The sequence below is a fragment of the Pedobacter suwonensis genome, from assembly GCF_900111825.1.
GTDB lineage: Bacteria > Bacteroidota > Bacteroidia > Sphingobacteriales > Sphingobacteriaceae > Pedobacter > Pedobacter suwonensis.
Genome location: NZ_FOJM01000006.1, coordinates 158,506 through 177,785, shown reverse-complemented (window position 1 = coordinate 177,785; position 19,280 = coordinate 158,506). Strand labels below are relative to the sequence as shown.

The 19,280-nt window shown below is 38.4% G+C and carries 19 protein-coding genes and 2 tRNA genes; 12 read left to right on the top strand and 9 right to left on the bottom strand.

Going from position 1 to position 19,280, the window contains the following annotated elements:
- Positions 1-95: 95 nt before the first annotated feature.
- The gene (locus tag BM107_RS09600; RefSeq protein ID WP_090982667.1) at positions 96-2,513 is read left to right on the top strand and encodes an outer membrane beta-barrel family protein; all 2,418 of its coding nucleotides are present in this window, start codon (positions 96-98) and stop codon (positions 2,511-2,513) included.
- A gap of 89 nt (positions 2,514-2,602) precedes the next feature.
- On the opposite strand, the gene BM107_RS09595 is transcribed toward BM107_RS09600, so the two are convergent.
- The gene (locus BM107_RS09595) at positions 2,603-3,085 is read right to left on the bottom strand and encodes a GNAT family N-acetyltransferase (protein ID WP_090982666.1); all 483 of its coding nucleotides are present in this window, start codon (positions 3,083-3,085) and stop codon (positions 2,603-2,605) included.
- A gap of 103 nt (positions 3,086-3,188) precedes the next feature.
- On the opposite strand from BM107_RS09595, the gene BM107_RS09590 reads away from it, so the two are divergent.
- Together BM107_RS09590 and BM107_RS09585 are read left to right on the top strand one after the other, a co-directional pair.
- Complete coding sequence (locus tag BM107_RS09590; RefSeq protein WP_090982664.1) at positions 3,189-3,464, top strand: hypothetical protein; 276 nt, start codon at positions 3,189-3,191, stop codon at positions 3,462-3,464.
- 64 nt (positions 3,465-3,528) lie between these two features.
- Complete coding sequence (locus BM107_RS09585) at positions 3,529-4,131, top strand: hypothetical protein (RefSeq protein ID WP_090982879.1); 603 nt, start codon at positions 3,529-3,531, stop codon at positions 4,129-4,131.
- A gap of 68 nt (positions 4,132-4,199) precedes the next feature.
- On the opposite strand, the gene BM107_RS09580 is transcribed toward BM107_RS09585, so the two are convergent.
- Positions 4,200-5,801 carry a S41 family peptidase gene (locus BM107_RS09580; RefSeq protein WP_134203986.1) on the bottom strand — a complete coding sequence of 534 codons (1,602 nt, stop codon included), beginning with the start codon at positions 5,799-5,801 and terminating at the stop codon, positions 4,200-4,202.
- Positions 5,802-6,164: 363 nt separating this feature from the next.
- Here BM107_RS09580 and BM107_RS09575 point away from each other — a divergent pair, with 363 nt between their 5' ends.
- Entirely contained in the window at positions 6,165-6,587 is a 423-nt protein-coding gene (locus BM107_RS09575; RefSeq protein ID WP_090982662.1) for an SRPBCC domain-containing protein, read from the top strand.
- 59 nt (positions 6,588-6,646) lie between these two features.
- On the opposite strand, the gene BM107_RS09570 is transcribed toward BM107_RS09575, so the two are convergent.
- Both BM107_RS09570 and BM107_RS09560 read right to left on the bottom strand, forming a co-directional pair.
- Positions 6,647-6,719 (bottom strand) — tRNA-Phe (locus BM107_RS09570).
- Positions 6,720-6,951: 232 nt separating this feature from the next.
- Positions 6,952-7,024 (bottom strand) — tRNA-Phe (locus BM107_RS09560).
- Positions 7,025-7,252: 228 nt separating this feature from the next.
- Here BM107_RS09560 and BM107_RS09555 point away from each other — a divergent pair.
- Both BM107_RS09555 and BM107_RS09550 read left to right on the top strand, forming a co-directional pair.
- Positions 7,253-8,548, top strand: coding sequence for a 4Fe-4S dicluster domain-containing protein (locus BM107_RS09555; protein ID WP_090982657.1), 1,296 nt, complete (start codon positions 7,253-7,255; stop codon positions 8,546-8,548).
- A gap of 118 nt (positions 8,549-8,666) precedes the next feature.
- Positions 8,667-9,455: a (Fe-S)-binding protein gene (locus BM107_RS09550; RefSeq protein ID WP_090982655.1), complete on the top strand. Its 789-nt coding sequence runs from the start codon at positions 8,667-8,669 to the stop codon at positions 9,453-9,455.
- 971 nt (positions 9,456-10,426) lie between these two features.
- Here the strand turns inward: BM107_RS09550 and BM107_RS09545 are convergent.
- Positions 10,427-10,912, bottom strand: a complete 486-nt coding sequence (locus BM107_RS09545; RefSeq protein ID WP_090982653.1) for a hypothetical protein — start codon at positions 10,910-10,912, stop codon at positions 10,427-10,429.
- A gap of 50 nt (positions 10,913-10,962) precedes the next feature.
- Here BM107_RS09545 and BM107_RS09540 point away from each other — a divergent pair, with 50 nt between their 5' ends.
- The 3 genes from BM107_RS09540 to BM107_RS09530 all read left to right on the top strand — a co-directional run bounded on the left by BM107_RS09540 (position 10,963) and on the right by BM107_RS09530 (position 14,244).
- Positions 10,963-11,442 carry an ABC transporter ATPase gene (locus BM107_RS09540; RefSeq protein ID WP_090982652.1) on the top strand — a complete coding sequence of 160 codons (480 nt, stop codon included), beginning with the start codon at positions 10,963-10,965 and terminating at the stop codon, positions 11,440-11,442.
- A 5-nt stretch (positions 11,443-11,447) separates the two neighbouring features.
- Positions 11,448-11,735: a YciI family protein gene (locus BM107_RS09535; RefSeq protein ID WP_090982650.1), complete on the top strand. Its 288-nt coding sequence runs from the start codon at positions 11,448-11,450 to the stop codon at positions 11,733-11,735.
- 97 nt (positions 11,736-11,832) lie between these two features.
- Positions 11,833-14,244, top strand: coding sequence for an AsmA family protein (locus BM107_RS09530; protein ID WP_090982648.1), 2,412 nt, complete (start codon positions 11,833-11,835; stop codon positions 14,242-14,244).
- A gap of 74 nt (positions 14,245-14,318) precedes the next feature.
- Here BM107_RS09530 and mtgA read toward each other — a convergent pair whose 3' ends face one another.
- Complete coding sequence (mtgA, locus tag BM107_RS09525; protein WP_090982646.1) at positions 14,319-15,047, bottom strand: monofunctional biosynthetic peptidoglycan transglycosylase; 729 nt, start codon at positions 15,045-15,047, stop codon at positions 14,319-14,321.
- A 125-nt stretch (positions 15,048-15,172) separates the two neighbouring features.
- Here mtgA and BM107_RS09520 point away from each other — a divergent pair, with 125 nt between their 5' ends.
- Genes BM107_RS09520 through BM107_RS09510 form a run of 3 tightly spaced genes read left to right on the top strand, consistent with a single transcriptional unit; the run spans position 15,173 to position 17,463 of the window.
- Positions 15,173-15,874 carry a hypothetical protein gene (locus BM107_RS09520; protein ID WP_090982644.1) on the top strand — a complete coding sequence of 234 codons (702 nt, stop codon included), beginning with the start codon at positions 15,173-15,175 and terminating at the stop codon, positions 15,872-15,874.
- Between the two features lie 50 nt (positions 15,875-15,924).
- Entirely contained in the window at positions 15,925-16,734 is an 810-nt protein-coding gene (locus tag BM107_RS09515; RefSeq protein ID WP_090982642.1) for a 3-keto-disaccharide hydrolase, read from the top strand.
- 30 nt (positions 16,735-16,764) lie between these two features.
- Positions 16,765-17,463, top strand: coding sequence for an SDR family oxidoreductase (locus BM107_RS09510; RefSeq protein ID WP_090982640.1), 699 nt, complete (start codon positions 16,765-16,767; stop codon positions 17,461-17,463).
- A gap of 197 nt (positions 17,464-17,660) precedes the next feature.
- Here the strand turns inward: BM107_RS09510 and rplI are convergent, their stop codons facing one another.
- From rplI to rpsF, 3 genes are read right to left on the bottom strand one after another with little or no spacing between them, the layout of a single operon-like run.
- A complete protein-coding gene (gene rplI / locus BM107_RS09505) occupies positions 17,661-18,104 on the bottom strand; it encodes a 50S ribosomal protein L9 (RefSeq protein ID WP_090982638.1) in 444 nt (147 codons plus the stop codon).
- 12 nt (positions 18,105-18,116) lie between these two features.
- Positions 18,117-18,380, bottom strand: a complete 264-nt coding sequence (gene rpsR / locus BM107_RS09500; protein ID WP_010599582.1) for a 30S ribosomal protein S18 — start codon at positions 18,378-18,380, stop codon at positions 18,117-18,119.
- A complete protein-coding gene (rpsF, locus tag BM107_RS09495) occupies positions 18,380-18,736 on the bottom strand; it encodes a 30S ribosomal protein S6 (RefSeq protein ID WP_090982636.1) in 357 nt (118 codons plus the stop codon). The genes rpsR and rpsF overlap by 1 nt, the downstream gene beginning before the upstream one ends.
- Between the last annotated feature and the right edge of the window lie 544 nt (positions 18,737-19,280).

Genomic DNA, 19,280 nt, shown 5'->3' with positions numbered 1-19,280 from the left:
ATGGATTGGGATAATATTTTAAAGGGTTGGGATTATATAATTTCAAACACCTCACCAGCACTTCATCTTTGAATCGTCAATATAAAACAAACACAATGATGAACCTCTTTTTTAAATCTCTACTTCTTGTTCTATTTATTTTCAATTTTCAAACTACTCTTGCTCAAAACACTAAGGTATCAGGAACCATTACCGATAAAAGAGATAAAGCCCTTGATTATGCTTCAGTAGCTTTAATCCACTTACCCGATTCTTCTTCGGTGACTTTACAGGTTACCAACCAGCAAGGTTTATACGAATTTAGTAATGTTAAACCAGGCAGATATCTTATTAAAGCTTTAATGATGGGTTATAGAAAAGCCCTGTCTGCACCATTTGAAGTAAAAGATATGGCCGTAAAAGTCCCATTAATTGTACTGGCAGATGAAACTCAAAACCTGAAAGAAGTAAATATTATATCAAAAATGCCTGTAATTGACCAAAAGGCAGACCGGGTGATTGTAAATGTAGAACAGATGAATACCGCTGGCGATAATGCATTGGAAGTAATCAGCAGGTCGCCAGGCGTAAAACTGGATAAAGACGATAACATCGTACTTAAAGGTAAGAAAGGCATTATTATAATGATTGATGGTAAGATGAGCTATATGACGGGCCTGGAACTGACCACTTACCTAAAATCATTGCCCGGATCTGTATTAAGCAAATTAGAATTGATTTCTAATCCCCCATCTTCTTTTGATGCCGCGGGTACAGCAGGCATCATTAATATCAAACTGAAAAGAAATAAAATGCAGGGATTTAACGGAAACATGAATCTGGGCGGTGGTTATGGGCGTTATGAAAAAGTTTTTGGAGGTACCAACCTGAATTACAATATCGGCAAGGTAAGTACTTATCTGCGCCTAGACGCCGGACATTATAACTCCTATAACAGGCTAACGTTAAACAGAACCATAGGCGATGAACAGTATAATCAGCTTAATTTTTGGCATCCGGTAACCAACAGCTTAAATTATTCTACCGGTGCCGATTATTTCATCAACGGGAAACATACATTAGGGCTGATGGTAAAAGGCTTCACGGCTCCTGAGGAAACAAAGGTTAATAGCAATTCGGTAAATTATAATGCTGCAGGTGCAAAAATGGGCAGTACATCAATGTTCAACCCACAAAGCAATACCGAAAAAAACCATGCATTTAACCTGAACTACCGTTTTAAAACGGATACACTTGGCGGAGAATTAGGCTTTGATGCTGATTATGTGAGGTTCGATAACACCAAAAACGAAACTTTTACCAATAATTATCTTGATGCAAATGAACAGCTGATCGACAATACAATCGATTTGCGTAACAAAGGGATGGGAAACGTTTCTATCTATTCGATCAAGGCCGACTATAGCCTAAATTTTTCAAAAACATTAAAAATGGAAACCGGCTGGAAAAGCAGCTGGGTAGAATCGCAGAGCGATGTTCGTTTCGATTCGCTCAAAACCGCTGGCTGGATCACCGATCCCCGCAGAACCAACGCCTTTTCTTACAACGAAAACATTAATGCAGGTTATCTTTCCCTTGATCAAAATTTTAAAAATCTACAGATCAAAGCCGGTTTACGTGCAGAACAGACTTTAGGCAATGGCAGTTCTTCCGGTACCAATACCCTGATCAACCGAAAATACTGGAAGCTTTTTCCAACAGTTTTTGTATCCCTAAAACTCGACTCAAACAACCTGATAACAGCTACATACCGTAAGAGTATTAACAGACCATCATACAGCAGCTTAAATCCGTTTACATTTTATTCCGATCCCTATACTGCCCTACAGGGAAATCCGTTACTACAGCCCTCTTACGCAAATAGTTTCGAATTGAATTATTCCATTAAAAACTTCAGGATATTGACTTTAAGTTATTCGGTTAACAATGGTTCGATATCGGAGGTGGTTTATCAGAACGATATTACGAAAGAAAGCATTTCCAGACCAGAAAACCTGAACCGTACCACAAACTTTTACATGGCAACGGGGAATCCTTTCGATATAACCAAATGGTGGAACAACAGTACCGAAGTTTCGGCGGGATTTAACCGAACCGAATCAGCTGTACAAGGTAACGGATTTAATGCTTTCTCCTGGAACTGGTCGGTGGTTATGGATAATACCATTACTTTACCTAAAAACTATAGCTTAACCACCTATGCCTTTTACGATTCCCCATCGGTTAATGGTCTTTTTCGCAACTTAGAAAGTTATCAGCTCAATATTGGTGTTAAAAAATTATTCTGGAACAAAAATGCTACACTGGCACTAAAAGTAAACGATATTTTTAATACGAGTAAATTCAGGGCAAACCTGGAGTACAACAACATTAAAACCTACTGGCAAAATGAATGGGAAAGCCGGAGGGTGAACCTAAGTTTCACTTATAAATTCGGAAATATGAAAATCAAAACCGCCCGCAAAAGACAAACCGGAACCAGCGAAGAAGAAAACAGGGTTGGCAAAAATTAAAAAATGAAGATAAAGTGTTAATCGGTTAATGGAGGTGAATTTATTCATTTATGCTGTTAACCGATTAACCATTTCCAACAGTAAACCAGCTACAAAACCAGTAACATCCAAATATTACAGGCGTAGTGGCCAGAATTACCCATCGGACCTGCGAGTTTTTTAAACCCAGCCTTTTCGTACATGGTGATGGCTTTGGCCAGTTCCGGAAAAGACTCCAGATAAATCTCATTATAACCAAATTGCTGAGCAGATTCTATGCTCTTTTCCATCAGCATCCTACCGATGCCTTTGCCACGTGAAGCTGGAAGGGCATAAAATTTTACGAGTTCAACACAACCATCCGGCAGGCCATCTGTTGGATAAATGCCGCAGCCACCAATAATAGCTCCGCCTTCTTCCGCAAGCCAGTAAGCCGATTTAGGTTGCTCAAAAAGTGTGGACAATTCGTCGGTTGTCGGATCGGTATAAACAGTGCCTGGCCTGTCTACTTTAAATTCCCTTAACACCGTTCTGATCATTGAAGCTGTAGCAATATTATCTGCTGGTGTTATCTTCCTAATGGTTATGGCCATATCTTATCATTTTGTGCAAAATTAACAAACGACCAGTTGTTTTAAAATAAAAGCAAACAAAATACAATTGAATTCCATTATAACTATAAAACAGATTTATACCATGGAAAATAAAAAAGCAATGACGCCAAACAGTGATCATCCGAAACCAACAGATGATGTACAACTGGAAATAGAAACCGTTACGCCTTCAACTGAAAAGGAAAAAGTTCAACCAAACGAACAAGAGCAAAAAACCGGAGAAGATGAAGTTGACGAAAAAGCAAAACCAGATGATCAGGCTGAAAAAGCAGACATGACGGAAAAACCGGTTGAAAAAAGTAAAACAGACGATGAGGAAAAACGCGATGACATTGAAACCACTACCCCAAGCGCTTAAGTTAATTTTGGTTAAACCCATATTGTGGCTGAAATAGTTTTAGTATTTTGCCGTTATGAATGATATGAAAAATAAAGTATTGCTTTTCTTGTTGACCATAAGCATTTTTGGCTGCGGAATAAACAGGCAGGCACAACAGATAAAAGCCCTGGAAGACTGTACCTATAAAATTACCGGAGTAAAGCAGGTAACAATAGCAGGAACAGACGTAAAAAAATTAATGGATCAGCAAAGCTTCAGCCTAACCAGCTTACCCGGGGTGGCCTTAGGCTTGCTGAGAAAAGACATTCCTCTAAAAGCAAACCTGAATTTGGAAATAACCAACCCGTCAGGCAATTTAGCAGCCATCAACCAGTTTGAATATAAAATACTGGTTAATAATACCGATCTGGCAGAAGGCATTGTTAATCAAAATGTGAGCATTGCACAAGGTCAAACCGTTACTGTTCCGGTACAGTTGATGAGTAATATCTACGGATTGATTTCTAATGGGAATGTTTTTAACGATATAATAAAGGCGGCTCAAAAAGGATCATCATCAAAAGATGAAAAATTAGGCTTGTTAACTATTAAAATACGACCGACTTTTATGCTGGGCAATACACCCGTTAAATATCCGGGTTATATTACCATTAACAAAGATATCAGCAGTAAAATACTGTTGTAAATATGATCTTAAACAAAAAATGCCCGCTTAACATATTTAGTCAAGCGGGCATTTTTATTAAAGCTTCATTAAAATTTCTTGTGAGGTGTCATCACCATTCCTTTAAAGCCATTTGGATCCAGTTGTTCATCCAACTCCCTTAATTGAGCTATTGACAATTTGGGCACTGCTGTAGTGGTTGTACTTAAACTGGATGTCTTTTTCGCTGTAATCACGAAATTGCCGTTCTTCGCATAAGTCAAAGCGTAATTGAGCAAAGTCTCGGTTTCATCGCCCCATGCCTTACTTAAATCCTCCGGCGATTCTTTATCAACCATAAGACCACTATAATAGCCACCTTCACCAAGTTTATTTTTGGTTTCAAATTCAGGGATATACATATCTACTTTGTCTATCCTGATGGGAAAGAAGCCCACTGGTTTACCATAAGTTGTTCGCCCAATCAACTTTACATCCATTACTGGTTTTAAGCTGTTAATGGTGAGTTCGCTGGCCGATGCAGTAGCGCCCGTTACGATGAAGTAGATTCTATTCAACGTTAAACTACCTGATTTTGCAAATTTTTCAACATTGTCTGCAGCTGTTGGCGAGTAATTTAAATCAGCATAGGTAGCATATTTTCCGTTTACCCCCGTGGTAAAAGTCTGCAATTTACCTGCATCATCCAACAGGGGTTGGTGCGCCAGAACGGATGCTTTGCGCTGGGCAGTAGTAATGTTTTGCAAATAGTTATTATAATAAGAAGTAAACATCGTATTACCGTTTTCTCCCACTGGCGCCATCAGATTGATCATTTCAATAGCTGTAGAAACATAACCACCGCCATTATAGCGTAAATCAACAACCACTTCGCTTACGCCCTGCGTAGCAAAATTAGAAAAAACCGCATTTATGGCTGAAGAGGCATTATTGGTAAAACTATTAAATACAATGTAGCCCACCTTCTTTGTACCAACGGTATAAACATTTGTAAACAATATCGGATTAACCGTGTATATACCGCTTGTTACAACAGCTGTTTTCGGATTGCCGGCTAAATCATTAAATGCTAAAGTAACCGTAGCATTTGCACCAAAAATAGCATTGTTTAAAAAATTAACCGCACCTGGATAGGTCAGATCGGTTCTTCCGTTTACGCTGGTTATCCTACAACCCCGTGTTAAACCCTGCAATGCCGCTGACGAGTTTGGATATACATATTTTACCCTTAAATCTGTAGTGCTATCATAATTATACTGAACAGAAAAGCCATAATCATTTGCCGAGCCATTTACATCGGCTTTAAGTGTCCCTGTTTTTCCTGTTGTAGCTGAAGTATAGTCGAAAAACGAATATTTAGGTTCACCAGAATTGTTTACATATTCATATGGCTTGCCTGTGGCCGGATCTAAGGAATACTGTGTCATGGCGTATAGTTCAGCCTCATTTGAACTGAATCTCCTTGGATTAAATACGTCATAGGTTGGGAGCGAAGTATTCCAGTAATAAAGTTCCTTTCCGTATAAAAAGATAGAATCTTTGGTCAATTCATCCCGCGTTCCAGTAGGCGTTGTTACAACGGGAGGTGTTTCAGGCTCTTCAGGAACTGTACTGCTCTTTTTGCAGCCACTAACGGCTATAAAACTTAGAAAACTTAGTACAGCCAGATGAAGGAATCTCTTATTTCTCATAGAAATTATTATAATATAATGTTCAATATACGGATTAGGCAATGTTAGGGTTGTTCCAAAACAAACTTTTATCTATCCACAGCTCCTTCCCATGCAGAATATCGTGTACTCATGCCCAGCTATTGATGAACTACGTAAATCTACCGATTAAATTACTTTCCACAACGATAATTATTAAATTTAGGAAGATATTTTAAAGAAGTACCAAGAATGTTATTCCTTATGCCCCCTAAATTGTCGCCTTTGCACCGCTATAATCAGACCGTTTAGTTGCAGATTTGAGCTAACAAATTAATAGTCAACCATACTGAATACATTCTTAATTAAATTTAGTAAAGAATCACAAAACTTAAACTACAACTTATGGAAAAAACTCAATTTAAAATCACGATTAATGCTCCGAGAGAGAGAGTTTGGGAGGTACTTTTTGGTTTAAAAACCTACCCTGAGTGGACTGCTGTATTTGCTGAAGGATCGCAAGTGGAAACCGACTGGAAAAAAGGAAGCCGGGCCATTTTTGGAGATGGCAAAGGAAATGGGATGCTTGCGGTGATCCACGAAAACATACCCAATCAACACCTGTCTATCAAACATATTGGCGAAATCAGAGATGGTAAAGAAGCATTGCACAATTGGGGCGAAGCTTTCGAAAATTATACCTTGAACGAAAAAAATGGCGAAACTGAACTACTGATCGATATGGATATGGTTGAAGAATGGGTAGAATTTTTTCAGGAAACATGGCCAAAAGCTTTAGCAAAAGTAAAAGAAATAGCCGGGCGATAAGATTTACAGAAACATATTAAAACCAAAAAAGCCTTTCATTACTGAAAGGCTTTTGGAAGTGGTGCCACCTGGATTCGAACCAGGGACACAAGGATTTTCAGTCCTTTGCTCTACCGACTGAGCTATGGCACCATCCGTTTGGGATTGCAAATGTAGTGTTCTTTTTCTCAAATCCAAAAAAGGATTTCAGTTTTTTTTATACAAACGCAAAGATAAAACGTCAACTTTTTGATAAGCAGAAAGATATATTACAAATATTTTTATTCATTTATGTAAAATTCTTTGTGCCAGGGAATATGTATTTCGTATTTCAAAAACCGTCAAAAACCAAAAAAGCCTCTCATTTCTGAAAGGCTTTTGGAAGTGGTGCCACCTGGATTCGAACCAGGGACACAAGGATTTTCAGTCCTTTGCTCTACCGACTGAGCTATGGCACCATCCGTTTGGGATTGCAAATGTAGTGTTCTTTTTTCAAAAGCAAAATTTTTTTTCCATTATTTAACTGTAAAGCTGATTATCAATTAATTAATTTTCAATTTTTCAAAATCTATAAGATCATCTCTGCTTAGAATGAATACAAACAAAAATTTTTTACCATTTTTTTATGCATGCATAGTAATTTATTTGGATTAATATCCTATTTTAGCATTACAATCTAATATTGCATGGTAGCACAGATCATTTTTCTAGTACTTACACTTGCAGCAATTGCGCTGTTTACAGTTAACCTGCGTAAAATAATTCGCAATATCCGCCTGGGCAAACCGGTAAATCGACAAGATCAACCGCAAAAAAGATTATTGACCATGCTTCGGGTTGCTTTTGGGCAGTCTAAAATGGTTGTTCGCCCTATCCCTGCCTTTCTCCATTTTTTTGTTTACATCGGCTTCGTCATTATCAACATCGAAGTATTGGAGATCATGATTGACGGGTTATTCGGCACTCATCGTATTTTTAATGGTTTGGGCGGTTTATATAATTTTCTGATCGGGTCTTTCGAAATCCTGGCCTTTACCGTTTGGGTTTCCTGTGCTATTTTTCTGGTACGCAGGAATATTCTGAAAATCAAACGCTTTAGTGGCGTAGAGATGAAAAGCTGGCCAAAATCTGATGCCAACTATATCCTCATCACCGAAATTTTATTAATGAGCGCTTTCCTGTTCATGAATGCAGCAGACGCAAAACTCCAGGTTATGGGCGCCAGCCATTATGTCACTGCTGGTGCATTTCCGGTAAGCCAGTATTTAATGAACATTTTGCCAGCATCAGAAAGTGCCCTAATCATGATAGAACGCAGCTGTTGGTGGTTTCACATTATAGGTATCCTGGCCTTTCTAAATTACCTGCCGTATTCAAAACATTTCCATATCCTTTTTGCTTTTCCAAACACCTATTTTTCCAATCTGGAACCTAAGGGGGAGTTTACCAATATGGCTTCGGTTACCAATGAGGTAAAAGCAATGCTCGATCCTTCTTTTATACCGGCAGAAACAGAAGCAGGTAAATTCGGTGCAAAAGACGTAACTGATTTAAGTTGGGTAAACCTGATGAATGCCTATACCTGCACTGAATGTGGAAGATGTACTTCAGTATGTCCTGCAAATATTACGGGCAAACTTTTATCGCCAAGAAAAATTATGATGGATACCCGCGACCGGATCACCGAAGTGGGCCAGAACATTGATAAACACGGTGCAGAACACCAGGATGGAAAATCGTTATTGGACGATTACATCAGCAGGGAAGAAATCTGGGCCTGCACCAGCTGCAATGCCTGTGTTGAAGCCTGTCCGGTAAATATTGATCCCTTACAGATTATTATGGAGCTCCGCCGTTTTGCTGTGATGGAAGAATCGCAGGCACCAGGCAGTATTAATGCGATGCTGGGCAATATTGAGAATAACCAGGCCCCTTGGAAATACTCCCCTGCTGATCGTTTTAACTGGGCGCAGGAGAGTTAGCGGTTGACAGTTTTCAGTTAGCAATTCGCAGTTGGCAGTTTTCAGTTGGCAATAAATTAAATAATTACATGAAGTCTTGATACCCGATACTTCATACTTGATACTAGATAATAGACAAATGGAATTTAAAGTCCCTACTATGGCCGAGTTGATGGCCGCAGGTGAAGAACCGGAAATATTATTTTGGGTAGGCTGTGCCGGAAGTTATGATGAAAGAGCGCAGAAAATTACCCGCGACATTTGCAAGATCTTACATCATGTAGGCATTAAATATGCGGTTTTAGGAACAGAAGAGAGTTGTACCGGTGATCCCGCTAAAAGGGCTGGTAATGAATTTCTTTTCCAGATGCAGGCCATGGCCAATATTGAGGTATTGAATGCTTATAACGTCAAAAAAATTGTTACAGGCTGCCCGCATTGCTTCAACACCATTAAAAACGAATATCCGGGTTTAGGTGGCGCTTACGAAGTGATTCACCATACGCAATTGATACAGGATTTAATTAACGAGGGCAAACTGAAAGCCGAAGGTGGTGAAAGTTTCAAAGGCAAAAAAATTACTTACCACGATCCATGTTACCTGGGCCGGGGGAATGGAATTTACGAAGCGCCCAGAAAAGCTTTAGAGGTACTTGATGCGCAGCTGGTAGAAATGAAACGCTGCAAAAGCAATGGGTTATGTTGCGGTGCCGGCGGTGCCCAGATGTTTAAAGAACCAGAAAAGGGAAATAAAGACATCAACGTAGAACGTATTGACGAGGCTTTAGAAATCGGCCCACAGGTTATTGCCGCAGGATGTCCATTCTGTATGACGATGCTAAGTGATGGTGTTAAATTAAAAGATAAAGAACAGGAAGTGAAGGTGTTGGATATTGCGGAGATTACGGCAAGGGCAAACGGACTGTAACCATTGTTGAACCTACGTTACCAAGCTGTATTATTAGCGTAATTGTCATCCCAGGGGTTAGGTTTTGTCATTCCTACCCCGATTTGGACCCTTTTAATACTCATTAGCACTAATTCAAAACAAAAAATTAATGAGTAATCTTAATGCAAATGTTTTAAGATACCCGCCTGCGCGAAGAATGACGCCCTGCGAGACTGTCCTCCAAAAACAAACAATTATCTTAAAATTATCATCTGCTGCTTTATTTCCAGAAAAGCAATAGCAGTATTCCGTAGGTTAATTTATTCCTGCTCTACCTCTGCCATGAAAAATGGCATCCGTTCGATCAGGTTTAATTTACTCATTTTTTGCTACTATGTTGGTTTTCCGTGCCAGAAGCCTAAGTTTATAGCCCTGATTGGAGCGGCATCACCGATTTTTAGCACTGTTAAATATTGTTTTCTTGTGTGCTAGCTTGTTTCACAGGTTTCATCGGGATAAAGCGGAGAGCAGGAATAACTTTAAAAAAAGCGAATGACATTGCGCTCCAAAAAACGATCAACAATTCTAATTTTTATTTATTAATTTTTGACCAACAAGAGGTTTAGTGCTTCCTTACTTTTCAGGAAAGCAATTGCAGTTATCCATAGGCTAATTTCTTCCTGCTCTACCTCCTGCCATGAAAAATGGCATCCGTTCGATCAGGTTTAATTTACTCATTTTTTTGCTACTATGTCGGTTTTCCGTGCCAGAAGCTTAAGTTTATAGCCCTGATCGGAGCGGCATCCCCGATTTTTAGCACTGTTAATTATTGTTTTCTTGTGTGCTAGCTTGTTTCACAGGTCTCATCGGGATAAAGCGTAGAGCAGGAATAACTTTAAAAAAAGCGAATGACACTGCGCTCCAAAAACAATCAAAAATCTTTACATCGCCATTTAACTCATGTTTATTCTTTCAAAGCAATTGTAATATCACCAATATTAATTCTTTACCTATGGCTTCTGAAGAATCGAAACCTCTGCATTAATTTTATTCAGGTTATCGCGGATCAGGTTTAAATCTTCGGCTTCAATATTTTTTAGTGGAATAATAATCTGTGTCGCCATCGAGTCTACATCACCTCCCCTGTCTTTATAAGTCTGCACAATCACATCATCACCTCTGGTATGGATATATAATTTTCCTGCGGTGGTCGTACCATAATAGTCCACATCTTTAAATTTCGACAGCTTAAATGCGAAATACTCCGTTTTACCGTTATTAAAATATCGCTTGTACCGGCAAAAGCCGTTGTTGGTAACATTTAATTCGTAGCGTTTTATCCGGTCACTTTCCTGGCTGCTATCGTAGTGGTCGGTAAAGGTTTTTTGAAGATAGCTGGCACATTGCTCCATGGATTCGGGGTCAGAAAAAGAGCATAAAAACAGACAAGAAGCCGAAATAAGGGATATTTTCAAGCAGCATGTAAACTTTTTCATCGGGCTAGCGTTTTTAACACAGCAATTTAATTAAAATCGTAAATTTGTATATGAGTTTTTCTCCACAATCAAGAGTTTGGATATACCAAAGCGATCGCAAATTTACTTCAGGCGAAGAAACTGAGATCTTAAACAAGCTAACCGCCTTTACTAACCAGTGGAAAGCACATGGAAATGAGTTATTAGCCAAGGCAGAAATACGCTATGGCTTTTTTATCATTCTGATCGTTGATGAGAGTAGGGCTGGCGTTACCGGCTGCTCTATTGATAGCTCTGTTCGCTTAATGAAAGAAATTGAACAGGAATACCATGTGGATCTTTTTAACCGTTTCAATATTGCCTATAAAGTAAATGGAGAGGTAGTGGTAAACAACAAAGAGGACTTTGAAACTTTGGTAAATATTAAACAGGTTACACCAGAAACTACCGTATTCAACAATATGGTACAAAACCTGGCCGAGCTGGAAACGAAGTGGGAAGTTCCCTTTAAAAACAGCTGGCATTCTACCGTTTTTGCGCATTTGTTATAAGTATTATGTTTATTGTTGATCTGAAATATATTGTTCCTTTAGAAGAACTGGATGAGCATATGGGGGCACATGTTCGGTACCTTAAAAAATATTATAAACAGAACGTTTTTGTGGCCTCGGGCAGAAAGGTTCCGCGAACCGGTGGAATCATTTTGGCAATTGCCAAAGATGAGGCTGAATTAAAGAAAATCCTGATGGAAGACCCCTTTTATAAGCACCGTTTGGCCGATTTCAAGATTACGCATTTCCTTACATCACAATACCACCCGGATCTGGAATCTCTTCTGGGCTAACTGATTGATAATAGCTGTTACTATTACAGCTATTTTTATTGTTAGCCAAACAATTAGCTGGCAGAAAACATTATATTGGTTTAATCAAATCTTGTTTATGAAGCGCTGGCTTAAAATCTCTTTAAAAATTGTATCGGTTTTAGTTGTACTGATTATATTAACCTGGCTGGCGGGTGCTTTTTACATCAGCAGAAATAAAAAAGAAGTATTGGCTTCTATCCTCTCGCAATTAAATAAAAACTTAAACGGACAGATTACCGCCACCAGCATGGAGCCTACGCTTTTGAAAAGCTTTCCGGGGGTTTCTGTTTCTTTGAATGGCGTTTTGTTAAGGGATAGCCTGTGGGCGCAGCACAAACACGACCTGTTAAAGGCACAGGATATTGATGTATCTTTAAACATACTCTCCCTTATTACAGGCAACATCAATATCAGACAGATTTCCATTAACAATGCGTCTATTTATATCTATACTGATTCAACAGGCTATAGCAATACCAGTATCTTTAAAAGCAAACCTAAAACCGATAAAAAACCGTCAACGAAATCTTCAGCACTTGAGGTGAAAAAAATTGATTTTAACAAGGTGAGTTTGGTTTTAGATAATAAGAAAAGATTTAAGCTGTTTAATTTTAATATTGATCAGATTAAGGGCAGGATGGAATATCCGGATAGCGGCTGGACGGGTAACATTAAGTTAATAACCAAAGTAAACAGTTTTGCCTTTAATACCCGAAAAGGTAGCTTTTTAAAAGACAAAACCCTGGAAGGCACTTTAAATGCACATTATAGCAGAGATCTGGATGCGATAATCCTGAGTCCCGAAATCCTTAACATTGGTGGTCACCCTTTTAAAATTGGCGCCAAAATAGAACTCGCTAAATCTGCTTTTGCCATTAGCATTGCTGTTGATGATATCCTCTTCAGAGACGTTGCTTTACTCTTATCACCCAACATTTCTTCCAAACTGCTAAAATTTGGAATTGAAAAACCGATCAATATCCGCGGAAATATTGTTGATGACGGATCAGGAAAATATGGAGATCCTTTGATCAATGTAGGCATAACCGTGAGGGATAATGTGGTTTCCATCCCGGCGGGTAAACTAACAGCGTGTAATTTCGATGGTTCATTCACCAACCGTGATACCGTTGGCGGCATTATTGGCGATGAAAACTCGTCCATCAAATTTCACAGGCTTACGGCAAAATATTTTAATGCACCGCTTAAGATCGATACGTTTACAGTTAACAATCTCTCCCGCCCTATTGCAACCGGATTGGTTACCTCGCAATTTCCACTAACGAACTTAAACCATTCATTGGGTACGAACGACTTCGATTTTAAAAGTGGAACAGCCGACTTAAGACTTTATTGCAAGGCCGATATTGATAATTTCAGGTTCACCAAACCGGTGGTTTCCGGTAAAATACGAATTGCAGACGCCGATATCGTTTATATCCCAAGAAAACTTCATTTAGTAAAGAGCGCTTTAAATATCGATTTTAACCAAAATGATTTATCCATACAAAATGGACATTTTCAATTGGGCAAAAGTGAGTTGAATGTGAGCTGTAGTATCGCCAATTTTGCCAACCTCTATTATACAGCACCTGAAAAAATATTGGTGAACTTAAAAATGTCGAGCCCGCAGCTTTACCTAAAAGAGTTTTTACCTTTCTTAGGTCCGAGAACGGCTAAGAAAAAATCGGGCAGCAATAAACAAGTTGTTTCGAAAGAACTAAGCAATGTGCTGGAACTTTCTAAAATGGATATCCGCTTAACGGTAGATAAAGCCATTTATGACCATTTTTTGGCCAAAAATCTTGATGCCAACATTTCGCTACGTGGCGGAGGCATATTTTTTAACAAAATCAGTGTGATGCATGCAGGAGGTCAGTTATCCCTAAATGGAAATATTATGCAGGAAGCGGCATCAAATAGTTTTAAGGTCAACTCAAAGATCGGCCATGTAAGCGTGAAAGATTTTTTCTATTCGTTTGATAACTTCGGTCAAAATACCATTACCAATAAAAATTTAAAAGGTTACTTATCATCGTTGGTTAACATTTCGGGAAGAATATCGCACGCAGGAAAAATTCTTCCGCGATCAATCAATGGTAAAGTGGTATTTAACCTGAACAATGCTGCCCTGGTTAATTTCGAGCCGATGGTTAAGGTAGGTAAATTTGCTTTTGCCAACAGGAACCTATCAAATGTGGAGATCAAAAATCTTGATGGAACCCTTAATATCCGTGGCGATAAGGTAGAAATCAGTCCGATGCAGATCAACTCCAGTGCTTTAAACTTTAATGTAAAGGGTATTTATGCTTTGGGTACCGGTACAAATGTTCAGATGGACATTCCACTCAGAAATCCAAAGGGAGATGAAAACCTAACCAGATCAGAAAGAAGAGAAGCCCGTATGCGTGGCATCGTTTTGCACCTGAAAGCCATTGACGACGAAAAAGGCGGAATAAAAATCAGATGGAACAAAGATCATGACTAGTGTTAGTCCATAGGCTCAAGTCTAAAGTCCTAAGTCGAAAAATGGACTGAAGACTCAGGACTTTAAACTTCAGACTAAAAATCAAGCGGTCCCAACCTGTTCATATTTCTTAAAATCAGGTATTGACGGTGTCTGATATATGGGGTTGCATTTTTAGGCGTCCATCTTCTGGGGTTTGGAAAACAGGAAGCAATTAAAGCAGCTTGTTTTTTGGTTAATTTTGTGCACGATTTGCCATAATACTCCCGGGCGGCAGCTTCGGCACCATAAATCCCGTCGCCCATTTCAATGACGTTCAGGTAAACTTCTAATATTCGCTCTTTGCTCCAGAACAGTTCTATCAATAAAGTAAAATAAGCTTCAAAACCTTTTCTGATCCACGATCGGCCAGGCCAAAGAAAAACATTTTTAGCAGTTTGCTGTGAAATGGTACTTCCACCTTTTATCTTCTTCCCTTTGGCATTACTGGCAAAAGCTTTTTCAATGGCTTTCATATCAAAACCGATATGGGTTAAAAAAAGCTGATCTTCTGCAGAAACGGCAGCCCTTTTCATGTTATCAGAAATATCATCAAATTTTACCCATTTTTTTTCTGTTTTAAAAGGTTTTCCATCTGCTTTACGCTCAATATTCCGCAGTACCATTAAAAGGGTAATAGGCGGGTTGATGAAGCGAAGGGCAATGACCCAAAACACAGAAACCAATAAAAAATATATAAATACTTTTGTAGCCACGTTAGTAATCCTCTTGAGCAGGGGATGTTTTGCTTTGCTTTTGGTCTTGGTTGCCCGTGTTTTTGCCATGGGTGCAAAGGTAATTAAAGGGACGGAAGATGTGAAATAGAGATAAGAGATTATATTTTTTAGCCTTCAAAAGCAGAATATAAACTAATCCTACTTCATTTTCCTATCTTAGTTTTATGATAAGAATGATTTTCATCCTTGTAAGCTTATGCTCCATTGCATGCAGAAATCCAAAACCAACAGAACAGGTCAAAATCAACCCTATTTCTTCCGCAATTAATAATAAATTACCCGATTCAAATAAAATTGATACGGCTTACAGTCCACTCACTATTAAAATAGATCGCAAAGATAGTATCAGGATAAGTAGAGTATATTTTAATAGTAAAAATCACGATTACTACCATGAGGCAATTTCACTCAACGGCAAACAGATTTATCTAGACACTACACATTACTTTATTTACAAAAGTAAATACAATAGGGTAATCAAAAGCAATGATAAATTGCTGCTTTTTTTGGAAAACGATGGAAGACCTAATTTCAATTACATTACAGCATACTCTATTGCGAAAGATAATAAGGTAATGTTTATTGCAGACTGTGTATATAATGATAAAAATCAAGGAGGTGGGCCAGTTCCATTTACCGACATTGATCATGATGGGGTCCTGGAATACGGCGGTTTCGACCTCATTGAGATTCCTGAGCATCCCGACTCTATTTATTACAATCCATCCGAATTCTATGAAATCAGAAATGGCACAGTCAAATTTGATAGCTTGCTAGCAAAAAAGGCGGATATAAGGAAAAATGGCGTTTACCTTTCCCATTTTATGAATAAGGATGGTAATTGCTGTAAACTTATTAAGAAACCAAAGCAATAAATAAAATTATAACAGCTCCAACATAAATTCCGGAAATCAATTTTAACCAAATGAAAAAACTAAGTTATCTTATTTTTGCAGTTACCCTATGGGGCTGCAGTACCATTAAAAACAACAATAACAAACCTGAAAAGTGGATAACACTTTTTAATGGAAAAGACATTAAAGACTGGAATGTTAAAATCCACCACCACGATTACAATGTAAATTTTGGAAATACTTTTAGGGTGGTTGATGGTATAATACAGGTGCGGTACGACCAATATGGTGATTTCAATGATCAGTTTGGCCATCTTTACTACAAAACGCCTTTCTCCTATTACCATTTAAAGTTAAAGTACCGTTTTGTAGGTGAGTTGCAAAAAGGGGCACCCAGTTATACGCTGCGTAATAGCGGTTTAATGTTCCATTCGCAGGATCCGAAAACAATGCCTAAGGAACAAGACTGGCCAATTTCGATTGAAATGCAGTTTTTAGGTGGTTTGAGCGACGGTAGGCCGCGCCCGACAGGAAATATGTGTTCGCCAGGTACCGATATTTTTTATAAAGGTAAATTGTATGATGGCCATTGCCTGGATTCTAAATCAAAAACATACGATGGTGACCAGTGGGTATCTGCTGAACTGATTGTGCTTGGCGATTCGCTGGTTACGCATGTCATCAATGGCGATACGGTGTTACAATATAGCAAACCCCAAATTGGTGGAGAGGTGGCTAACCGTTACGACCCCCAAATTAAAATAGATGGCAAAGCAATTCAATCTGGTTTTATTGCTTTACAAAGCGAAGGTCAGCCTGTCGATTTTAAAGATATCCAGATCATGGAACTTCCTCACCACAATTTGAAAAAATCTAAGTAAACATTTTTCAATATCATACGTTACAACAACATGAAAGTTGCATTAATTACAGGCGGAAGCAAAGGAATTGGTTTCGGCATTGCCGAATCACTTTTAAAAGAAGGCTATAAGGTAGCCATTACAAGCAGAACGATTGCCAGCGCAAATCAGGCTGCATCTCAATTGGTAGCACATGGAGATGTATTGGCTATTGAAGCAGATGTTGTAGATTTTAAATCTCAGCAGGATGCTGTAAATCTGATACTCGAAAAATGGGGACAATTAGATGTACTGATTGCCAATGCTGGTATTGGTCATTTTGCACCGGTTGACGAATTAGACATTAATTTGTGGAAAGAAACGATTGATACTAATTTAACGGGTGTTTTCTATAGTATCAAAGCTTCAGTTGAAGAGCTTAAAAAGACCAGGGGCCATATATTTACCATTTCGAGCCTGGCAGGCACAAACTTTTTTGCAGGAGGATCTGCTTATAATGCCAGTAAATTCGGCTTAACAGGCTTTACCCAATCAGTGATGCTTGATTTAAGAAAGTATGGTGTTAAGGTAAGCACCATTATGCCTGGATCGGTTGCGAGCCACTTTAATGATCATCAGCCTGACAGTGAAAACGATGCCTGGAAAATCCAGCCAGAGGATATGGGTAAACTGATTGTTGATTTATTGGCCATGCCGGCAAGAACGCTGCCCAGCAAGGTGGAAATCAGACCTACTGCACCGAAAGGATAAAAAGGAAGGATGATGTGTGATGGAAAAAGGAAGATGTAGTTAAGTTTAAACAATTTATTGAATAAAACGTAATAGATCAGTAATTATGGCTAAATTAATCTTCACCATCATCCATCTCACATTCTTACCTCTTACATCCAATAAAAAAGGCCTCTTGATGAAAATCTAGAGGCCTTTTTTATTGATTAAAAGAATGCTTATTCAGCGATTACTTCAAAAGGAACCTGAACTTTAACTTCTTTGTGTAAGTTTAAGTTAGCAACATATTCGCCAACAAACTTAGGTTCAGTTTCAAAAGTAATACGGCGACGATCTACATCAAAGCCTTGGGCTTTTAATGCTTCAGCAATCTGGATGGTGTTAACCGCTCCGAAGATTTTTCCGCTTTCGCCTGCTTTGGCACCGATTGAAAGTTTAACCTCAGCTAAACGCTCAGCAACACCTTCAGCATCTTTCTTAATTTTATCTTGTTTAAAAGCAGCTTGCTTTAAGTTTTCTGCCAATACTTTTTTAGCAGAAGAAGTAGCTAATGCAGCAAATCCTTGAGGGATTAAATAGTTACGGCCAAAACCTGGCTTTACTGTAACTACATCATCTTTCTCACCAAGGCCTTTAATATCTTGTTTTAAAATAATTTCCATATCTCTAGCCTCCTATTTTAATTGATCAGCAACAAAAGGTAACAAACCGATATGACGGGCACGTTTAACAGCCTGAGCCACTTTACGTTGGAATTTTAACGAAGTACCGGTTAAACGGCGTGGTAACAATTTACCTTGATCGTTAATAAATTTCAACAAGAAGTTTGCATCCTTGTAATCGATGTATTTAATTCCGTTTTTCTTGAAACGGCAATATTTTTTACGGTTATCCTCTACTTTAGGGGCAGTTACGTATTGTATTTGTTCTCTTGCCATTACGCTGCAACCTCCTTAGTTTTTTTGTTAAAAGCACCACTACGCTTTTTCTCATTGTAAGCAACAGCGTGTTTGTCTAAACGGATAGTTAAGAAACGTAACACACGCTCATCGCGTTTTAATTCAAGCTCTAATTTTGCGATCAAATCTCCTGAAGCTTTGTATTCAGTTAAGTTGAAGAATCCATTTGATTTTTTTGCAATTGGATACGCTAATTTTCTCAAACCCCAATTATCTTCCTGGATAATTTCGGCTCCGTTATCAGTTAGAACTGCTTTGAATTTAGCTAATGCCTCTTTCGCAGCCTCTTCAGATAACAACGGGGTTAGAACGATAACAGTTTCGTACTGATTCATTGTTATAATTATGTTTTTAATTTTTTAATCCCGAGGTATATTACGGGGTTGCAAAAGTAATAATATATTTCTTAAAATCAAATGATTAATTGGATTTTATATCCTGACAAACATTGAGGTAAAACGGATGAAGGAAATGGATGAAGGAAAATGGTAAAGGGAAGACGGAAAATGGAAGATGGAAAGCGAATTGAGAGAAGAAAATGAAAATAAGAAAGTCGCATAACATCATCCATCTTACATATCCCATCTTACATAAAAGGTAATCAGATTTTTATCTATCGAAAGCGGTCTTGCAACATCATCCATCTTACATACCCCATCTTCCATAAAAGGTAATCAGATTTTATCTATCGAAAGCAGTCTTGCAACATCATCCATCTTACATACCCCATCTTCCATAAAAGGTAATCAGATTTTATCTATCGAAAGCAGCCTTGCAACATCATCCATCTTACATAACCCAATCTTACATAAAAGGTAATCAGATTTTTATCTATCGAAAGCGGTCTTGCAACATCATCCATCTTACATACCCCATCTT

Excerpts from the sequence above, each read along its gene's own strand:
- BM107_RS09520 (WP_090982644.1), top strand. The coding sequence starts at position 15,173 with ATGATTTTCATCCTTGTAAGCTTATGCTCCATTGCATGCAGAAATCCA.
- BM107_RS09555 (WP_090982657.1), top strand. The coding sequence starts at position 7,253 with ATGGTAGCACAGATCATTTTTCTAGTACTTACACTTGCAGCAATTGCG.
- BM107_RS09590 (WP_090982664.1), top strand. The coding sequence starts at position 3,189 with ATGGAAAATAAAAAAGCAATGACGCCAAACAGTGATCATCCGAAACCA.
- BM107_RS09530 (WP_090982648.1), top strand. The coding sequence starts at position 11,833 with ATGAAGCGCTGGCTTAAAATCTCTTTAAAAATTGTATCGGTTTTAGTT.
- mtgA (WP_090982646.1), bottom strand. The coding sequence starts at position 15,047 with ATGGCAAAAACACGGGCAACCAAGACCAAAAGCAAAGCAAAACATCCC.
- BM107_RS09545 (WP_090982653.1), bottom strand. The coding sequence starts at position 10,912 with ATGAAAAAGTTTACATGCTGCTTGAAAATATCCCTTATTTCGGCTTCT.
- BM107_RS09580 (WP_134203986.1), bottom strand. The coding sequence starts at position 5,801 with ATGAGAAATAAGAGATTCCTTCATCTGGCTGTACTAAGTTTTCTAAGT.
- BM107_RS09535 (WP_090982650.1), top strand. The coding sequence starts at position 11,448 with ATGTTTATTGTTGATCTGAAATATATTGTTCCTTTAGAAGAACTGGAT.
- BM107_RS09575 (WP_090982662.1), top strand. The coding sequence starts at position 6,165 with ATGGAAAAAACTCAATTTAAAATCACGATTAATGCTCCGAGAGAGAGA.
- BM107_RS09585 (WP_090982879.1), top strand. The coding sequence starts at position 3,529 with ATGAAAAATAAAGTATTGCTTTTCTTGTTGACCATAAGCATTTTTGGC.
- BM107_RS09515 (WP_090982642.1), top strand. The coding sequence starts at position 15,925 with ATGAAAAAACTAAGTTATCTTATTTTTGCAGTTACCCTATGGGGCTGC.
- rpsR (WP_010599582.1), bottom strand. The coding sequence starts at position 18,380 with ATGGCAAGAGAACAAATACAATACGTAACTGCCCCTAAAGTAGAGGAT.
- rpsF (WP_090982636.1), bottom strand. The coding sequence starts at position 18,736 with ATGAATCAGTACGAAACTGTTATCGTTCTAACCCCGTTGTTATCTGAA.
- BM107_RS09510 (WP_090982640.1), top strand. The coding sequence starts at position 16,765 with ATGAAAGTTGCATTAATTACAGGCGGAAGCAAAGGAATTGGTTTCGGC.
- BM107_RS09540 (WP_090982652.1), top strand. The coding sequence starts at position 10,963 with ATGAGTTTTTCTCCACAATCAAGAGTTTGGATATACCAAAGCGATCGC.
- BM107_RS09595 (WP_090982666.1), bottom strand. The coding sequence starts at position 3,085 with ATGGCCATAACCATTAGGAAGATAACACCAGCAGATAATATTGCTACA.
- BM107_RS09600 (WP_090982667.1), top strand. The coding sequence starts at position 96 with ATGATGAACCTCTTTTTTAAATCTCTACTTCTTGTTCTATTTATTTTC.
- rplI (WP_090982638.1), bottom strand. The coding sequence starts at position 18,104 with ATGGAAATTATTTTAAAACAAGATATTAAAGGCCTTGGTGAGAAAGAT.
- BM107_RS09550 (WP_090982655.1), top strand. The coding sequence starts at position 8,667 with ATGGAATTTAAAGTCCCTACTATGGCCGAGTTGATGGCCGCAGGTGAA.